13 protein-coding genes and 5 pseudogenes are annotated in these 14,403 nt (G+C 67.4%); 5 read left to right on the top strand and 13 right to left on the bottom strand.

Features of this window, described 5'->3' with window-relative positions; translation table 11 throughout:
* Positions 1 to 266 precede the first annotated feature (266 nt).
* Together ACH4G3_RS41700 and ACH4G3_RS41705 are read right to left on the bottom strand one after the other, a co-directional pair.
* A complete protein-coding gene (locus tag ACH4G3_RS41700; RefSeq protein WP_397629380.1) occupies positions 267 to 824 on the bottom strand; it encodes a hypothetical protein in 558 nt (185 codons plus the stop codon).
* Between the two features lie 648 nt (positions 825 to 1,472).
* The gene (locus ACH4G3_RS41705) at positions 1,473 to 1,850 is read right to left on the bottom strand and encodes a MerR family transcriptional regulator (protein WP_397629381.1); all 378 of its coding nucleotides are present in this window, start codon (positions 1,848 to 1,850) and stop codon (positions 1,473 to 1,475) included.
* 75 nt (positions 1,851 to 1,925) lie between these two features.
* Between ACH4G3_RS41705 and ACH4G3_RS41710 the strand changes: the two genes are divergently transcribed.
* Positions 1,926 to 2,654, top strand: a complete 729-nt coding sequence (locus tag ACH4G3_RS41710) for an SDR family oxidoreductase (protein WP_397629382.1) — start codon at positions 1,926 to 1,928, stop codon at positions 2,652 to 2,654.
* Between the two features lie 80 nt (positions 2,655 to 2,734).
* Here ACH4G3_RS41710 and ACH4G3_RS41715 read toward each other — a convergent pair.
* A pseudogene (locus ACH4G3_RS41715) lies at positions 2,735 to 3,113 on the bottom strand (IS701 family transposase); the annotation flags it as partial.
* A 202-nt stretch (positions 3,114 to 3,315) separates the two neighbouring features.
* On the opposite strand from ACH4G3_RS41715, the gene ACH4G3_RS41720 reads away from it, so the two are divergent.
* Both ACH4G3_RS41720 and ACH4G3_RS41725 read left to right on the top strand, forming a co-directional pair.
* Positions 3,316 to 4,047, top strand: coding sequence for a transposase (locus ACH4G3_RS41720; protein ID WP_397629383.1), 732 nt, complete (start codon positions 3,316 to 3,318; stop codon positions 4,045 to 4,047).
* Between the two features lie 65 nt (positions 4,048 to 4,112).
* Positions 4,113 to 4,526, top strand: a complete 414-nt coding sequence (locus ACH4G3_RS41725) for a transposase (protein ID WP_397629384.1) — start codon at positions 4,113 to 4,115, stop codon at positions 4,524 to 4,526.
* A gap of 5 nt (positions 4,527 to 4,531) precedes the next feature.
* Here ACH4G3_RS41725 and ACH4G3_RS41730 read toward each other — a convergent pair whose 3' ends face one another.
* Positions 4,532 to 4,909, bottom strand: a complete 378-nt coding sequence (locus ACH4G3_RS41730; protein WP_397629385.1) for a VOC family protein — start codon at positions 4,907 to 4,909, stop codon at positions 4,532 to 4,534.
* Positions 4,910 to 5,100: 191 nt separating this feature from the next.
* Positions 5,101 to 5,691, bottom strand: coding sequence for a lysophospholipid acyltransferase family protein (locus ACH4G3_RS41735; RefSeq protein ID WP_397629386.1), 591 nt, complete (start codon positions 5,689 to 5,691; stop codon positions 5,101 to 5,103).
* A 530-nt stretch (positions 5,692 to 6,221) separates the two neighbouring features.
* Between ACH4G3_RS41735 and ACH4G3_RS41740 the strand changes: the two genes are divergently transcribed.
* Complete coding sequence (locus ACH4G3_RS41740) at positions 6,222 to 7,532, top strand: NsdA family TPR-like regulatory protein (protein ID WP_397629387.1); 1,311 nt, start codon at positions 6,222 to 6,224, stop codon at positions 7,530 to 7,532.
* A 31-nt stretch (positions 7,533 to 7,563) separates the two neighbouring features.
* On the opposite strand, the pseudogene ACH4G3_RS41745 reads toward ACH4G3_RS41740, so the two are convergent.
* From ACH4G3_RS41745 to ACH4G3_RS41765, 5 genes and pseudogenes are all read right to left on the bottom strand, one after another.
* Positions 7,564 to 7,843: pseudogene (locus ACH4G3_RS41745) on the bottom strand (transposase family protein); the annotation flags it as partial.
* Between the two features lie 428 nt (positions 7,844 to 8,271).
* A complete protein-coding gene (locus ACH4G3_RS41750; RefSeq protein ID WP_397629388.1) occupies positions 8,272 to 8,424 on the bottom strand; it encodes a hypothetical protein in 153 nt (50 codons plus the stop codon).
* 5 nt (positions 8,425 to 8,429) lie between these two features.
* Positions 8,430 to 8,816 (bottom strand): annotated as a pseudogene (locus ACH4G3_RS41755) (transposase); the annotation flags it as partial.
* 142 nt (positions 8,817 to 8,958) lie between these two features.
* The gene (locus tag ACH4G3_RS41760) at positions 8,959 to 9,897 is read right to left on the bottom strand and encodes an aminoglycoside phosphotransferase family protein (RefSeq protein ID WP_397629389.1); all 939 of its coding nucleotides are present in this window, start codon (positions 9,895 to 9,897) and stop codon (positions 8,959 to 8,961) included.
* 449 nt (positions 9,898 to 10,346) lie between these two features.
* Positions 10,347 to 10,690, bottom strand: a pseudogene (locus ACH4G3_RS41765) (IS5/IS1182 family transposase); the annotation flags it as partial.
* A 423-nt stretch (positions 10,691 to 11,113) separates the two neighbouring features.
* On the opposite strand from ACH4G3_RS41765, the gene ACH4G3_RS41770 reads away from it, so the two are divergent.
* Positions 11,114 to 11,812: a hypothetical protein gene (locus ACH4G3_RS41770; protein WP_397629390.1), complete on the top strand. Its 699-nt coding sequence runs from the start codon at positions 11,114 to 11,116 to the stop codon at positions 11,810 to 11,812.
* A 333-nt stretch (positions 11,813 to 12,145) separates the two neighbouring features.
* Here ACH4G3_RS41770 and ACH4G3_RS41775 read toward each other — a convergent pair whose 3' ends face one another.
* The 3 genes and pseudogenes from ACH4G3_RS41775 to ACH4G3_RS41785 form a co-directional block, all read right to left on the bottom strand.
* On the bottom strand, positions 12,146 to 12,520 hold the full coding sequence (locus ACH4G3_RS41775; protein WP_397629391.1) for a TetR-like C-terminal domain-containing protein: 375 nt from the start codon (positions 12,518 to 12,520) through the stop codon (positions 12,146 to 12,148).
* A 54-nt stretch (positions 12,521 to 12,574) separates the two neighbouring features.
* Positions 12,575 to 12,682: pseudogene (locus ACH4G3_RS41780) on the bottom strand (TetR family transcriptional regulator); the annotation flags it as partial.
* Positions 12,683 to 13,060: 378 nt separating this feature from the next.
* On the bottom strand, positions 13,061 to 14,227 hold the full coding sequence (locus tag ACH4G3_RS41785; RefSeq protein ID WP_397629392.1) for an alanine--tRNA ligase-related protein: 1,167 nt from the start codon (positions 14,225 to 14,227) through the stop codon (positions 13,061 to 13,063).
* Positions 14,228 to 14,403: the final 176 nt, after the last annotated feature.

The raw sequence follows: 14,403 nt of genomic DNA on the forward strand, positions 1-14,403 counted from the left end.
ATGGGAACGACGCGACGACATCCACGAAGCCTTCCTTGGCCTCGCCACCTGCCTGATCACCTACCGCCACGTCCAACGCCTTTGTTAGGACCTCTTAGTCGTGTGCAGACCGCCGAATTGGGCTGACTGGGTTGGATGTCAACGCCTCTGCTCGTGCTGACGCTGTTCGGGATCGTGTGGTCCCACCTCCGATGTTGGCCCCAATCTCAAGTGATCGGGTCCGATTCGCCGGCGGTCTCCGTGAGGTTCGCTGACCTGCTTGGAACTCAGGGGGCGAGTGGGTCCCCCTCCGCATCGCCGTAGTCGAGTGGGTCTGAGTCATAGAAGGCGATCTCCGCGCGGACAGGCCAGTCGGTAGCGGGTGGCTTGGACCACGCGGCGCGTGGGTTCAGTGGCCTGAAGCAGTGTGGGCCGCTCTTCCGACGGGCGAGCGTCACGCCATCCTCGCCGGGAAGGACGGTGACTGAAATAATCAGCACAACCGCCGCGAGGGCGCTGGGCAGGAGAGTTTGGGATTCCGTCCCCGCGTCGCTGCGGATCATCATCCCCGTCAGCATGATGAGCACCGTAAGGGCCGCTGCTGCGGTGAGCGCGATGGCGAGCCACAGCCGTCGGCGTGTCTTGGCACGTGCCTGACTGTGTAGCCGGAAGCCAACCATGTCACCGCAGGTGGCGCACCGCAGGTATCCGATTCGGACACCCTCGGGTGGCCGGTCGACCCAGGCGGTCTGGATCTGGTAGTAACGGTAGGTAGTTGACCCACGGTGCTCGGTGTGGGTGATGTGGATCAGCCGCATTCCGACCCTTGGCCCGATCTGCTGCACTCCGTCCTCCGCTCGCCTTGAGCATCCTGGTTAGACCAAGGTAGTGACTGAACTCGGGAGAGGTCCCGACGGTTCGAAGGGGAATGGGCTGTCTCTCGTGGGGGTGCAGAGCCGAACCAGATCAACTGCGACACGATTCGACATCCACTCGCCGAGGACCAGATCAACCGAGATTTCCCACCGTCCCTACGTCGCAGCCGATCTGGTCGTCCCAGATCGCAACTCCGGGCCCGGTCCAGATCGTTGCGACAGGACACGTGTGAATCGCATGTAGTGGCGGTTGCTGTCCTATGTGACCAAGTACTCGTGGTGGCCCATGAGTTCTGTCCAGATCTGCCTTCCGTTGAGCCCTTCTGCTGATCACGCTCTCGACCAGGTCGGCGAGTTCGCCTATGACCGGCTCGGTCAGCGGACCCGTCTCTGCGGTGGGCAGGCGTGGTGGCGCCTCCAAGGCGAAGCGGACGTCCCAGCAGCGGAGGTTGTAGCGCATTGCGCGCGTGCGGATTTATGCGCCTTTGAGCGCATCTTGGGCGACGGGCGGGTCAGGCCCCGGCGCCGGGTGGGGTGGTCCGTGCGTGCCGCCCAGGGCGTTGGCGTCAGCTAGTACTCCAGCCGGAGATCGCTGGTGCGACGTCCGACCGATCGCGCCTACGGGTGCGTGTCCGTGATCGCGATGACCTCGTCGAGGCGGTCCAGGGCACCCTGCAAGTCGTCGATCTTGGCCTGGATGCGGTCCCGCTCGGCGCGCAGCATGGCTCGTTGCTCGGCGTCGGTATGCCCGAAGTCCCAGCACGGAAGGAGCTCCGCGATCCTTCGGCTGGTCAGGCCAGCGGCGAACATCTGCTGGAAGAAACGGACCAGGGGGACGGCATCCTGCCGGTAGAGGCGCTGGCCGGATGGGCTGCGCTCCGCGATGAGCAGCCCCTGCTGCTCGTAGTAGCGCACGGCGCGTACCGAAACGCCGGCATCCCGCGCCACCTCGCCGATGCGGATCAGCCGCTCGCCCGCGGCCTCTGTGACGGTCATGGTGATTCCTCTCACCTCGGCCCTGAGGACCAGCACTTGCCCCTGACGTTAACGTCAGGTTTTAGCGTACCGGGCATGGACATCAACAACTCAGTTGCCCTTGTCACCGGAGCCAACCGCGGCCTGGGCCGCGCCTTCGCCCAGCGCCTGCTCGAACGGGGCGCCCGCAAGGTCTACGCGACGGCTCGCCGGCCCGAGACTGTGGACCTGCCCGGGGTCGAGGTGCTGCCCCTCGACATCGCCGATCCCGCGTCCGTGAGGGCCGCAGCCGAGGCCGCCCCGGACGTCTCGCTGCTCATCAACAACGCGGGGATCCAGACGGGGACCGACCTGGTGAACGGTTCGCTGGACGCGGTGCGGCACGAGCTGGAGACCAACATGTTCGGCCACTTGAGAATGATCCGGGAGTTCGCGCCGGCGCTCGCCAGGCACGGCGGGGGCGCGATCGTCAACGTCCTCTCCGCCATGTCATGGTTCGGGGGCAAGGGCGCCAATGCCTACCATCTGACCAAAGCCGCCGCCTGGGCCATGACCAACGGCGTCCGTCTGGAACTCGCCGAGCAGGGCACACTCGTGACAGCGGTGCACCTCGGCCTGGCCGACACCGACATGGCCGCGGGCTGGCCCGTGGCCAAGATCGCGCCGTCGGACCTGGCCGACGCGACGCTCGACGGTGTCGAGGCGGGCTCCGCCGAGGTTCTCGCCGACCAGTGGAGTCGGGACGTCAAGTCCCGGCTGCCGCTGACGCCGGAAGAGTTCAACGCCGCGATGGACCGCGCCCTGGCGGCGCTAACGGCGGCATGAGGGACCCCTCGGGGCGCACTGCCTTCGGTCGGTTGCTTCTGAGCTCAGTCAATTAATACTCCATCCGCAGTTGTGGATCTTCATGCTGTGGCCTCGCGTCGGCGGTAGTGGCAGTCGCGGGCGCGGGCCATGGTGTCGATGACGCCATAGGGACCAGTGCAGGTGAGGGCGATGAGTCCGGCAGGGGCGGGGTGTTCGTAGTGCTCGCCGGCGCGGATGACGGCCAGGCAGGCGTGGGCGAGCATCGCGAGGGTCACCCAGCACAGCCAGGGGGTGTGGCGGCGGACCTGGTGCTCATCCAGGCCGGCGAGGCCCTTGCCTGCTTGGAAGGTCTCCTCGATCTTCCAGAGGGGTTCCGGCGACGCGTACCAGGGCGGGCAACGCTACCGTCCGTGGGCTGAAACAGTTGTCGTAGGCCACCTCGCCGGCGGTGCGGTTGCGGCGGATCAGTAGCTGCTGACGTGGCCGGCAATGACGGCCATGCCTCCTTCGGGCTCGCTCCAGGCGCACTGGTTTCGTCTGCGCGGAGCGCTCCTGTCCGCGCAAGACGTTCGCCGAGCAGGTACCCGAGCTCACCCGCCGGTTCGGCCGACGGACCGAGCGATTGCCATCGACATTGGTCTCGGTCGGTCTTGCACTCGCGGGCCGGGCCGGCGACCGGATGACGGACGTCTTTGGGGTACCGGTCAGCCGGAACACCCTGCTGAGGCTGATCGCCTCGCTGCCGGACCCGCCCATCGCTATGCCCCGCGTGGTCGGCGTGGGCGAATACGCCCAGCGCAAGGGTCGGATCTACGGAACTGTGCTCCTCGACGTCGAGATGCGTCGTCCGATCGACCTTCTGCCTGACCGTGAAGCAGACACGCTGGCGGCCTGGCTCGCCGAGCGACCCGGCATCGAGATCGTCTGCCGAGACCGTGCCCCCTTCTATGCCGAAGGTGCCACCCGAGGCGCCCCACAGGTTCTTCAGGTCGCCGACCGGTGGCACCTCTGGCACAACCTGGGGGAGGGGAGAGAAGTGCGTATACCGGCACCGCGGCTGTCTGCGCCGTATCTCGACACCGCCCGACGAACCGGAGGAGGCTGCGCCGACTGCGTCATCGCCGTGGCCGACGGGCCACCGCTTCGCCGAACGCACACGCGGGAAGCACGCCGCAATCCACGCGCTCCTGGCGGCCGGTCACAGCAAGCGGTCCGTCGCAGGCAGCTCGGCATGTCCCTCAACACCATCCTGCGTTTCTCTCGCGCCGCCACCCCGGAGGAGCTGTTCACAGGGCAGTGGCAGAGCCGCGCGACGAGACTCGACGCCTACAAGCCTTACCTCGACCAGCGGTGGCGGGAAGGCTGCACGAACGCCTGGAGAATGTGGGAGGAGATCAGGGAGCAGGGCTAGCCGGACGGCTACGGCAACGTCCGTAACTACGTCAGCAGGACCCTGCACGACAAGGCCCCAGCCGGTTGGGCCCCGGCCGACATCGGGCCCGCGCTGTCACCCGGTGGATCCTCACCCACCCCGACGCCCTGCCCGAAGGCGACCGGCTCCAGTTCGAGGCCGTCTTGGCCGCCTGTCCCGAACTGACCACACTCGCCGAGCACGTGGGCTCCTTCGCCCACATGCTCACCCACCTGCAAAGGGACCAACTGCCGGCATGGATCGGAGCGGCCACCGCTACCAGCGAGCTGCCCAGTCTCCGCCGCTTCGCCCAACACCTCGAACGCGACCTCGACGCCGTCATCGCCGGGCTCACACAACCGTGGAACTCCGGAGTCGTCGAGGGCCATGTCAACCGGATCAAAATGCTCAAGGGGCAGATGTTCGGCCGCGCGGGATTCGAACTCCTCCGCAAGCGAGTCTTGCCACAGCCGTCGTGACCTCCTTACTCAGCCTCCTCAACGATGCAAAAGGGGTGCCCAACCGGATCGGTGAGAACGCGCGCCCTGGCCCCATGAGGTTGATGATCGGGTTTGCCCGCACCGAGCTCCAGCAACCGGGCTTCGACCTCTTCCAAGTCCTGCTTGACCTTGAAGCACATGTGAAGCTGCTGAGGAACAGTCTGTGCAGGCCAGCGCGGAGCCCGGTAGTCATCGACCCGTTGAAAACCGATGAAGACTTCGTCCTCACAGTCGAGACCGGCGAAGTCAGCGTTCGACTTGGGATGAAGTTCCAGACCGGTGGCCTGCTGGTAGAACGCCGCCAAAGCCAGCGGATCCGGGCAGTCGAGGGTTATCGCGCTCAACCTCATCTGCAAGGGCATGATGCCTCCAGGACGATCAGTGGACTTCCGTGATGCACACCCTAGAGACGGCTGCCTACGACTGAGTGAGAAACCAACCCCTACATGCCCCAGGCGTAGGCATCGCAGGTCGGAACCACACGTTGCCCGCAGCTACCTGAGCCAGGTCAACTTCACAAGAAGTGGACCAGAACCGCTTGTCACCGACACAATCATGGCGCGTCGTACCGCCGCAGCATGTCCGCTATGTGGTCACGGGCTTCTTCGGGTTCGATGAGATGCCGAGGCTCGCCGAACTCCAGCCGCACCGGAGCACGGTGGAAGCGCCGGGCGTTCTTGGCCAGGACGCCGGCCGTGCCGACGATGGCCACCGGTATGACGGGCACACCGGCGATGCGGGCCAGGTCGAAGGCCCCTCTGTGGAAGCGGCCGAGATCCGACCCGGTGCCACGTGTTCCCTCCGGGAAGACGACCACGATGCCGTTCCTCCCGAGGAAGTCGACCGCCTTCAGAAGATCTTCGTGGCCACCGCCAGCTCGCCGTACCGGAAACCCACCGACGAACCAGCGGCAGAAGTAACGGCGCCGCCGACGGACGAACCAGTAGTCGGCCGCCGCGGCCACCCGTGGTCTGCCGCGGGCCGACAGGGCGGCCAGAAGCGCCGGGGCGTCGGCGTGCGACCGGTGGTTAGCCACGACCACACAAGGGCCGGCAGGAGCGAAGCCGGTCACGGACAGCCCGCCGAGCGCCATGACAGTCGACCACCACAGCGCCCGGCGCACCGCGGAGATGGTGATGCGCACAGGACGCAGCGGCCGGGAGGACCGGCGGAAGACGGCACCGTCGGTACGAAACGCCCTGCCCCATAGCCCAGTCTCCCGAAGGCGTACCGCCGACTCCACGACGGCAACCGTCAGAGCCAGCACCAGGACATCCTGCGACTGCTCCACGAACCACAGGCACAGAGGGCTCAGCGAACCGAAAAACGAACGAGCGGTGGTGTGCGCCGGTGTGGACTGTGCGGGAGTCCGGCCCCGCCGAGATCTGAACATGTCACCTCCAGCATTTGCCCGCGGTGCTCGAAAGCCCGTCCGAGCACCGGATGAAAGACCACGAAATCACCACCGGGCGGCGCCGTGTCAGGGCGCACGAGGGGGCTCAAAGCGCTACTTCTGGGCCCAAACCGCGGTACCGGGCGGCACACTTGTGTCCCGGACACGAGGGCGGTGATCTCGTGAGTACTTCATCCGAACCCCGCGGCGACCGTCGGCAACGGCCCCCGGGGACGGCGGCTCCCAACGGCCGACTTCTTGAACTGCTGGAGCTGTCGGGCATGAGCCACAAGGCATTGGCCAAGCGTGTGAACGAACTGGCCGGGCTGCGTGGTCTGTCCCGTCGCTACACCCACACATCCGTCGCCAACTGGTGCCACCGAGGGATGGTGCCCCGGCATCCGGGTCCCCAGCTGATCGCCGAGGCGCTCTCGGAACGTCTTGCACGACGGGTGACGGTAGTCGAGACGGGCTTGATCACCGCCCCCGACGCAAGCCCGGCGCCCGGCGACGGGCTCGGCTTCACCCGGACCAAGACCGCCGCACTGACCGAAGCGGCCGACTACTGGAGCCACGTGAACAGACGCGACTTCCTCACCAACACGCCCTTCGCCGTCGGGGCATTCTCCACACCCTTCCTGCGTTGGCTGACCCAGCCTGCGGACAGCGACTGCGCGCCCGGTAACGGGACCCGTGTCGGTATGGAGGAGGTGAGGGAACTGCAACGCGCCGCGGACGAGGTACGCCGCTGGGACTCCCGCTACGGCGGCGGCAGTTGGCGTACCGCCTCGGTACCGGCTCGTCTGCTCGCGCAGTCTGCCCCGCTGCTGCGCGGCTCGTACTCCCACAAGGCCGGAACCGAGCTGTTCGCCGCCACGTCCCAGCTGGCCAGACTGGCTGGTTGGATCGCTTTCGACGCGGGCCAGGACCAGGTCGCGCAGCGGCACTTCATCCAGTCGCTGCGGCTGGCGCGCGCGGCTGGCGACCGTCCCCTCGGGGCATATGTCCTGACTACTATGGCGATGCAAGCGCTTCTCCGGGGCCATCCGCATGAGGCGCTCGACATGACCCAGGGCGCGTATGCCCGGGCCGGCGGCGCCGAGGCTGCGTCGGTACGGGGTTTCGCCAAGCTCATCGAAGCACGCGCCCACGCCCGCCTCGGCGATGAGCTGGCGGCTTGCCAGGCCCTGGCCACCGCTGAGGAATTGTGCGGCAAAGGGCACGGCGCACCGGATACTCCTCAGTGGATGGACTTCTTCGGGCACGCCCGGATCGTCACCGACGCTGTCGAGATCTTCCGTGACCTCAGAAAGCCGAACGCCGCACTGCGCTGGGACAGCCTGGCAGCCCTTCCGGCCAACCGCTTCACGCGTTGCCACGGCATGCGTCTGGCTGTCGTCGGCACGACGCACATCCAGCGAGGCGAGCTGGATGCGGCACTGCATGCCGGGCGGCAGTCCCTGGACGTGCTCAGGACGGTCGACTCCGAGCGGGCGAAAGAACACCTGCGTACGCTCAGAAACCACCTCGCACGATGGCGGCCGGCCCCCGAAGCGCGCGCGTTCCTCACTGAGCTGGCAGCCTGTGGCTAAGCGAGTTGCAGCCCGCCGTGATCAAGCGGGCTCAAGTAGTCGGTGGGCCTGTCTGGTCATGCGGGAGGGCGAGGCTGTGCATGCGGGAGACGGCCTGGACGGCGTGGTGGAGACCGTCGCCGCGCTGTCGGCAGTCGCGGAGGATCTTGTTCTTCATCCGCCTGATCACGTGCTCGACATGGGCGCGGACCTTGCGGTGCTCAGCGTTGTTCTTCCTCGCCCATCAGAAGGGGCAGTCCGGGACGCTTACGGTGCGTGTCGATCAGACCCTTGTTGATGTAGGCACCGTCGGCGGGCACGGTCACGCCCTGGCCGGCATCGTGCTCACGGGGCCGCGACGGCCGCCGCGCTGCGCGACCTCAACGACGGCGAGCTGCGGGCTCTCCAGGACAAGCTCGACGCCCCGAACTCGGCCAGGAAGCCACTCCCGATCTCACCCTCGCCCCTGTCGCAGACGGCACCCTGATCCCGCTTCCCCGTCGCCGATACGTTCGTCCGGGGAACGGCTTGAACCGGTGCCGCTGCTCCTCGGCTTCACTCACCACGAGTTCAACGACGCCTTCCGGCCCGGCGTCTCGACGGAGGCTGTCCGCCCGGCACTCGCCGGCCTGAGGCTCTCGCCGTGGGCCACCGGCTCCTACCTCGCCGTGCACCAGGGCCGAGGGAAGGGCGTGCACGATACCGCCGCGTGGCTTGGCGGAGTAGCTGAGCAAGGCGATCTTCACATGCGGGTCTCTCGCTATGCGATGGGTCGGCGTTCGCCGACGTGGCGCATAGCGATGCGGCTCCTGGGCGCGACGCAGGTCGGCGGCCTTGGGCCGCCGAGCTGCTGGTGGGCGGCGATCAGCAGGGCCCGGTAGTCGCGCCAGGAGAAGCTCTTACGCCCACTCACGGGCCGACCGCCGCGTGTCCCCGGGCGCCGGCGTAGACGAGGTAGACCGCGACCTGGGAATTCTCGGTCCGTCCGGCCGTGCCGGGGTACTGGTGCTGGCCCCCGACGGTGTGGATGCCCTTCTTCACGTCGACGGTCTCGTCGACGACGAGCACCGCGGCTTCGTCGTGGAGGTGCTCGACGACGTATTCGCGCGCGTCGTCGCGGACGGCCTCGGCATCCCAGGCGGCCCGGCACAGCAGATGCTGCATACCGTGCGGGCTGACCTCCCCGGCCCACTCCGCGATCGTCCAGCAGTTCTTGCGGCGCAGGTCCGACAGCAGGCCCAGCACCAGCCGACCGGCCCGCAGGCGGGGTTCGTATCGGGCGAACCGGCCCGCGATGCGGCCCATGGCCGCCACGAACGCCTCCCGCCACCGGGCGAGATCTATGCTGTGACCTGCGGCCACCATCTCATCGTCAGTACACACAGCTCACGATGATCAATGGTGGCTAAACTCGTCCACCTACCGGACCTGGCCAGCACCATCACCTCTACGAGCGTTCGGTGAGCAACTCCGCCAGGCGGTCGGCGAATTCGGTGAGCCAGTCCAGCCGTGGTCCGCTGCGGGCGATACGAAAACCGTGGCGCCGGCCCCAGAACGCGGCCTGGACGGCATGGAACTGGGCCCACCGCTGGACGCGTTCACGGTCGAGTTCCGCGGCCTCGGCGAAGACGTCCAAGACACGGTGGACAGCCTTGCGCAGGTCATCCGCTTCGACGAGGGTCAGCGCGCGGGACTTCAGCAGTGTGCCGCCGTCGTAGGCGGGATCTCCCACGTACCCCTTGGGGTCGACAGCCAGCCACGGCTCTCGGCCGGCACGCAGGATGTTCCGGGCATGAAAGTCGCCATGGATGAGGGTGTCCGGCTGGGCCCGACCCAGCTCCCGAACGGTCGCCACGGCGGCATCCAGCACCTGACGCGGCAGCGCATGCGGCAGCTCCTCGGCGTCCATGCGCAGTTGCTCCTCCCAGGCATCGGCCTGCTCACGCAGTCGGGGCAGGCCGGGCGGGGCGGGGATGGCCAGGCGGCGATTGAGCCGCCCGGCGACCGTCACCACCTCGTCGCCGTCTTCGACCTCCGCCAAAGTCGACGGCTGAACCCGCTCCAGCAACATCGCGAACCGCTCGTCGTCGCGCTCATGCAGCAGGACGGCGCCACACCCGCCCCACGCAACGAACGCATCCGGCTCATAGACATTGCCGGGATGCGGAAACGAAACCTTCAGCACGGCGCTCTCCCCAGCCCCAGCCCCCCGCCGGACCGGAACGATGACGCCAACGCCCCCGTGCATGACCTTGCCATCCGGCACACACCCCCAGCGCCCCAGCAACTCCTCGACGATCCCGGGCAGCTCGGCGATCCACGCCGCCCCGGCCTCCCCCTCGCGGTCGACGGTGCTCAGTGCGAACTCCTCTGGCATCGCAATCATCCGGGCACCCTACGCGCCAGCCCCCCGCAGCCACCCAGCCCAACCCGGCACTGCCGACGCCTGGCAGACCGCGCATTACGGATCGCGATTTACACAGCTAGAGTATTAGTGGATGGTTTGCAAGGTTATGTCCGTTTCTGCTTGAGGCTGGGGCAAGGCCGCTGGACGGCTCTGTCGGCTATTGCTTTCTTGCGAAGTTTCCGGTGTCGGCTTCGATGAAATCCCAAGCTTGACCAGGCGTTTCAGTTTGGCACGGGTGCCTTCGACGTTCTTCGGTAGCAGTTCGTGCCCCAGGGCTTGGCAGACGTCCCGGGCCCGTAGTGGTCCGGTCGTGTGATTGAAGACGGCGAGGATGCGGGGGTAGTCGGGGTGTTCACGGAGGCCGTCGGCCACGGCCCGGGCATCCTGTTCCTGCAGTTCCAGGGCTTCGAGTAACGGCTGGATGTTCGCGCTGCGACCCCCAGCGCCTCGCGCCAGGTGGGGGTGTTCGCGCCGGTGAGCTGGCGGGTCATGACATGAGTCATCGCCCGGTAGACGCGCGAGGCGGAGGGGGAGGGGTGGTACTCGTAGTCGCGGACCGGCGCCGGTGCAGTATCAAGATCCCGTAGGTCTACTCGACCCTCCACCGCTTCGGCTGCGGCACAAGCCCTTTGACCTGCGGGTCGCGGGCGACGATCTCGACGTCGATGCCCAGGCCGGCACCGTGTGCGACGACCTGATTCTTGAAGCCCTGGTCGACCAGGGCCTTGCGGACGGTTCCGCCGGCCTGTTCCGCGCCCTGGTCCAGCAGGATGCCAGATCAACAACAGCGAACCAGCGGATTCCGCCCCACCGCCACACCATCAGGCGACAGCAGCACCACTCAGAAACTCGTGAATCGCCCGCTACGGCTTCTACCTCACCACCCCCGGCGACGGCTACACCATCGATCCCAGCATGAAGCCCTGCGGCGGCTGGACCTGCGCGCCCGGCGCTCCGACAGTGGCGGGTTGGGATTCCAACCCGCCCGTACTGGCTCTTGTATCACGTTCCGCGGCGAGGCCGGCGTATGAGGGCTCAGCCGAATGGGGATTACAGCTGGGTGAAAAGCAGGGGGTACGGCAACGTTTGGTACCGCGGGCGGCTGCCCCACTGGTTACGGGGGTTGCTCGTCCTCGCGGCCGGTTGGGGAGTCCTGCTCTGCGGTCAGCAGGTCGCTGAAGGCTACGGAGCGACCATGGAGTACCGCGACGCACCGGTCTGCCAGGGCGGGGGCCGGAGCGGAGACGGGGATGAGGCGGAACTGTGCGTGCGGCGCGAGGCGGGCACGGTGCTCGACCGGCGGACGGGCGAGCGCTGCACGTCCAACGGCACGAGCGGCGGCACGACGGGAGGCATCACCACCGGAGGCATCACGGCCGGAGGCGGTATGAACACCGCCGGTGGCGCTATCGGCGGTGTGACGGCCGGCGGAGTGACCACCGCAGGCGGCGGAGGCGGCGGTACGACCTGCACGACGTACCACGACCTGAAGGTCCAACGGCCAGGGGATACAACCTGGTTGGGCGTAGGGCCGGAGACGTACGACGACGCCAGGAGGGGTGACCACGCCGAAGTCCGGCTGTGGCAGGGGGACGTCGTGGAGCTGAGGGTTCGCGGCCACATCGACTCCTACGCGCCCTCCTCGCAGCAGGCGGTTCTCCCGTGGCTTGCGCTGGGCTGCCTGATCCTGGCGGGCGGCGCATGGGCATTGCTGAGCGGGCGGCTCTCCGGCCTCTTCGCCTTCCCCAACTTCGGCTTGCTGTTCGTGGCCGTTGGGGTTGGCTGGCTCGGCTCCATGGCACTGTTCGGCGGCCACCCCGTGGTCTGGGTGTTCGCCATCGTGTGGACGTGCTTCGCGGTCTTCTGGACCGTGGGTGCTTGGCAGGACGGGTAGCGACCCGTTCGAGCCTCCAGCGACCGGACCGCCGCCGGTGAGTCAAGTCGGTGCAGGGGTGCGCGGGGTGCGTGAGCTTAGAAGTCACTCGAATACGGCTTGCGCTCACTCGCCCGGTCGTGGAGCCGCTTCTGGTCCGTGCACTGGTGCCCAATGAAGTGCTTACAAACAGGCGGCGGCCACCAGGGTCATGCCCTGGCGGCAAGCCGTGGGAGTCTCCACTGCCCGTCGTCGACTTCTAGTGGCAATTGGCGTCGAGACTCGTGCGTGCTGACGTCCCGGTGATGAACGGGATGACACCGGGCGCGAGAGCCAGGACGCCCGGCATGCGGCTCATGGCTCGGTGAAGCCCCGCACGAGGGCGCCGAGCCCTGCGCCACACAGTCGCTCGCCGTCAGCAGCAGGGATGGCTGACGTGCCGCCGAGCTCCAGTCCGGCAAGCCCGTCGCACAACGCGCGAGAGTGCACGGTCGCTTCCTCGACGCCGGCGGCGCCCAGCAGCCCCGCGGCTGCGAGCCGCGCCACCTTCGCCTTGAGGACATCCAGGGCGCGGGCGGGCGAGGAGCGGACGGCGGGCTGGCTCCGCATGAAGGGGTCCGCCGTGTTCCGGAAGACGACACGGAACAGGGAGGGGTGCTCGAGGGCGAACTCACGGATCGCGAGGCCGGCCTCGATGAGGTCGTCGTCGGGCGCCGACGTTTCGGGCACTTGCTCCATTCCCGTGCGCAGCAGGTCGAAGGCGTGGGCTACCAGGGCGGCGACGAGGCCCTGCTTGGATCCGAAGAGGCTGTAAACGGCGCGGGTGGTGGTGCCGACCTCCGATGCCAGCTCGCGGATGGAGACGGCCTCCGGGCCGGACTCTTGGATGGCACGCTCCGCCGCTTAGAGCAGGGCTTGGGCGGTGTGTTCGTCGTGCTCTCGTGGTCGTCCCAAGGGGGCCACCTACGGCTCGCACCGTAGGACTTCCTGCGTCATCTCCGACGCCCGCCGGGAGTGACCCGTTGACGGGTGGTCGGGGCGGGCGCCGAACCGCCCCTGCGGCAATTCTTGCTTTCAAGTCCGGGGCCTCCCCTGCCTCATATGCGCCGCCGCGCACTGCGGAGTCGGCCGGCTGGAAGCTTCCCGAGGCTGGCAGGACACCGATGGCGATCATCGATACGACTACGCCACCACGCCGTCGACGAGATCGCGAGGTCGGGCCGTAAGGCCGGTTCCTTCATCGGTCTGCATCCGCTCTCATCCCCGCCATCACTCTTGCCGCAGGCTTGTGACTAGATCGCGAGGCAGACCGTGGGTGTCGTGGAGGTACTGGAAGTCCTCATCCGTCAGCGGGCCTTGAAACCGGGATTGGGCAAGCAGCCGCCTACCTCGTTCAAGGAGCCGACTGAACCGGCACTCCTCCTCGAGCAGCAGTCGGCGCACGTCGCTGGGATCTACTTCCTGGCGGAAGTGGTCCAGGGTGTGTGAGACCAACTCGTCCGGCAGGTCTCCGAGACCACGGGACGGATCGTCCCGCCACAGAACGGTGAGCGCCCGTCGCAGCAGGCGGCGGAGTACGTATCCCCGTCCAGTGTTGGCCGGGCGCACTCCGTCGCCGAGTACCACGATGGCTGAGCGCAGATGGTCGTAGACCAGGCGCAGCGACGGTTCGCCAAGTGGCCACAGAGCCGGCACGATACGGCGCCAGGGGTCGAAGACGTCACACTCGAACACTGACGACTGGCCCTGCAGCAGAGAGGCCAGCCGCTCCAGGCCGAGCCCAGTGTCGACGTTGCGTTGGGGAAGCGGTACAAGGGAACCGTCCTCGAGTCGACGATGGCGCATCATCACGTGGTTCCAGACCTCTACCCAGCGGTCGTCGCATGTGGGTGTCGACTGGGGTGGGGTGTCACCGCTCCACAGGAAGATCTCCGAGTCGGGGCCGCACGGGCCGACCGGTCCGTTGGACCACCAGTTGTCCTCCACGGTGAGCTCGACGGGAACGCCGAGGTCCTGCCACAACTGCAGGGAAGCAGTGTCTGGCCCGGTCTGGTCATCGCCGCCATAGACGGTGGCATGCAGCAAGCCCGGGTCTACACCCAGTCCATCGATGAGCAGCCTGTACCCCCAGTCGAGACTCAGTGAGCCCTCGTAGTCGCCCAGCGACCAGGTGCCAAGCATCTCGAAGACAGTCAGATGGGTGGCATCGCCGACCTCCTCCAGATCCGTGGTGCGCAGACAGCGCTGCACATTGAGCAGTCGCTGGCCCAGCGGATGGGGGCGCCCCTCCAGATACGGGGTGAGCGGATGCATGCCGGAGCTGGTGAAAAGCACCGAGTCGCCAGGGGGTGGCAGCAGCGTTGAGCCGGTGATCCGGCGGTGATCACGCTCCTCGAAGTACTCGACGAACGTGCGGACAATCTTCTCCGTGTTCATGAGGGTGGCTCCTTCGCGTCACAGCGGGGAAGGCACCGGATGACGGGACCACGCTGGTCATCGCACCGGGGCAAGAAGCCAAGAACGCCACGGGACCACCGACGGGCCGTTTCCGGTCGCCGGTGGGAAAGGGAGAAGGTCAGATGGCGGCAACCGGCGAGCTGGTCGCTCGCGCG

It is taken from the genome of Streptomyces afghaniensis (assembly GCF_044327915.1).
GTDB classification, from domain to species: Bacteria; Actinomycetota; Actinomycetes; order Streptomycetales; family Streptomycetaceae; genus Streptomyces; species Streptomyces afghaniensis.

Excerpts from the sequence above, each read along its gene's own strand:
- ACH4G3_RS41705 (WP_397629381.1), bottom strand. The coding sequence starts at position 1,850 with ATGACCGTCACAGAGGCCGCGGGCGAGCGGCTGATCCGCATCGGCGAG.
- ACH4G3_RS41710 (WP_397629382.1), top strand. The coding sequence starts at position 1,926 with ATGGACATCAACAACTCAGTTGCCCTTGTCACCGGAGCCAACCGCGGC.
- ACH4G3_RS41720 (WP_397629383.1), top strand. The coding sequence starts at position 3,316 with ATGACGGACGTCTTTGGGGTACCGGTCAGCCGGAACACCCTGCTGAGG.
- ACH4G3_RS41730 (WP_397629385.1), bottom strand. The coding sequence starts at position 4,909 with ATGCCCTTGCAGATGAGGTTGAGCGCGATAACCCTCGACTGCCCGGAT.
- ACH4G3_RS41740 (WP_397629387.1), top strand. The coding sequence starts at position 6,222 with ATGAGCCACAAGGCATTGGCCAAGCGTGTGAACGAACTGGCCGGGCTG.
- ACH4G3_RS41760 (WP_397629389.1), bottom strand. The coding sequence starts at position 9,897 with ATGATTGCGATGCCAGAGGAGTTCGCACTGAGCACCGTCGACCGCGAG.
- ACH4G3_RS41770 (WP_397629390.1), top strand. The coding sequence starts at position 11,114 with ATGGAGTACCGCGACGCACCGGTCTGCCAGGGCGGGGGCCGGAGCGGA.
- ACH4G3_RS41785 (WP_397629392.1), bottom strand. The coding sequence starts at position 14,227 with ATGAACACGGAGAAGATTGTCCGCACGTTCGTCGAGTACTTCGAGGAG.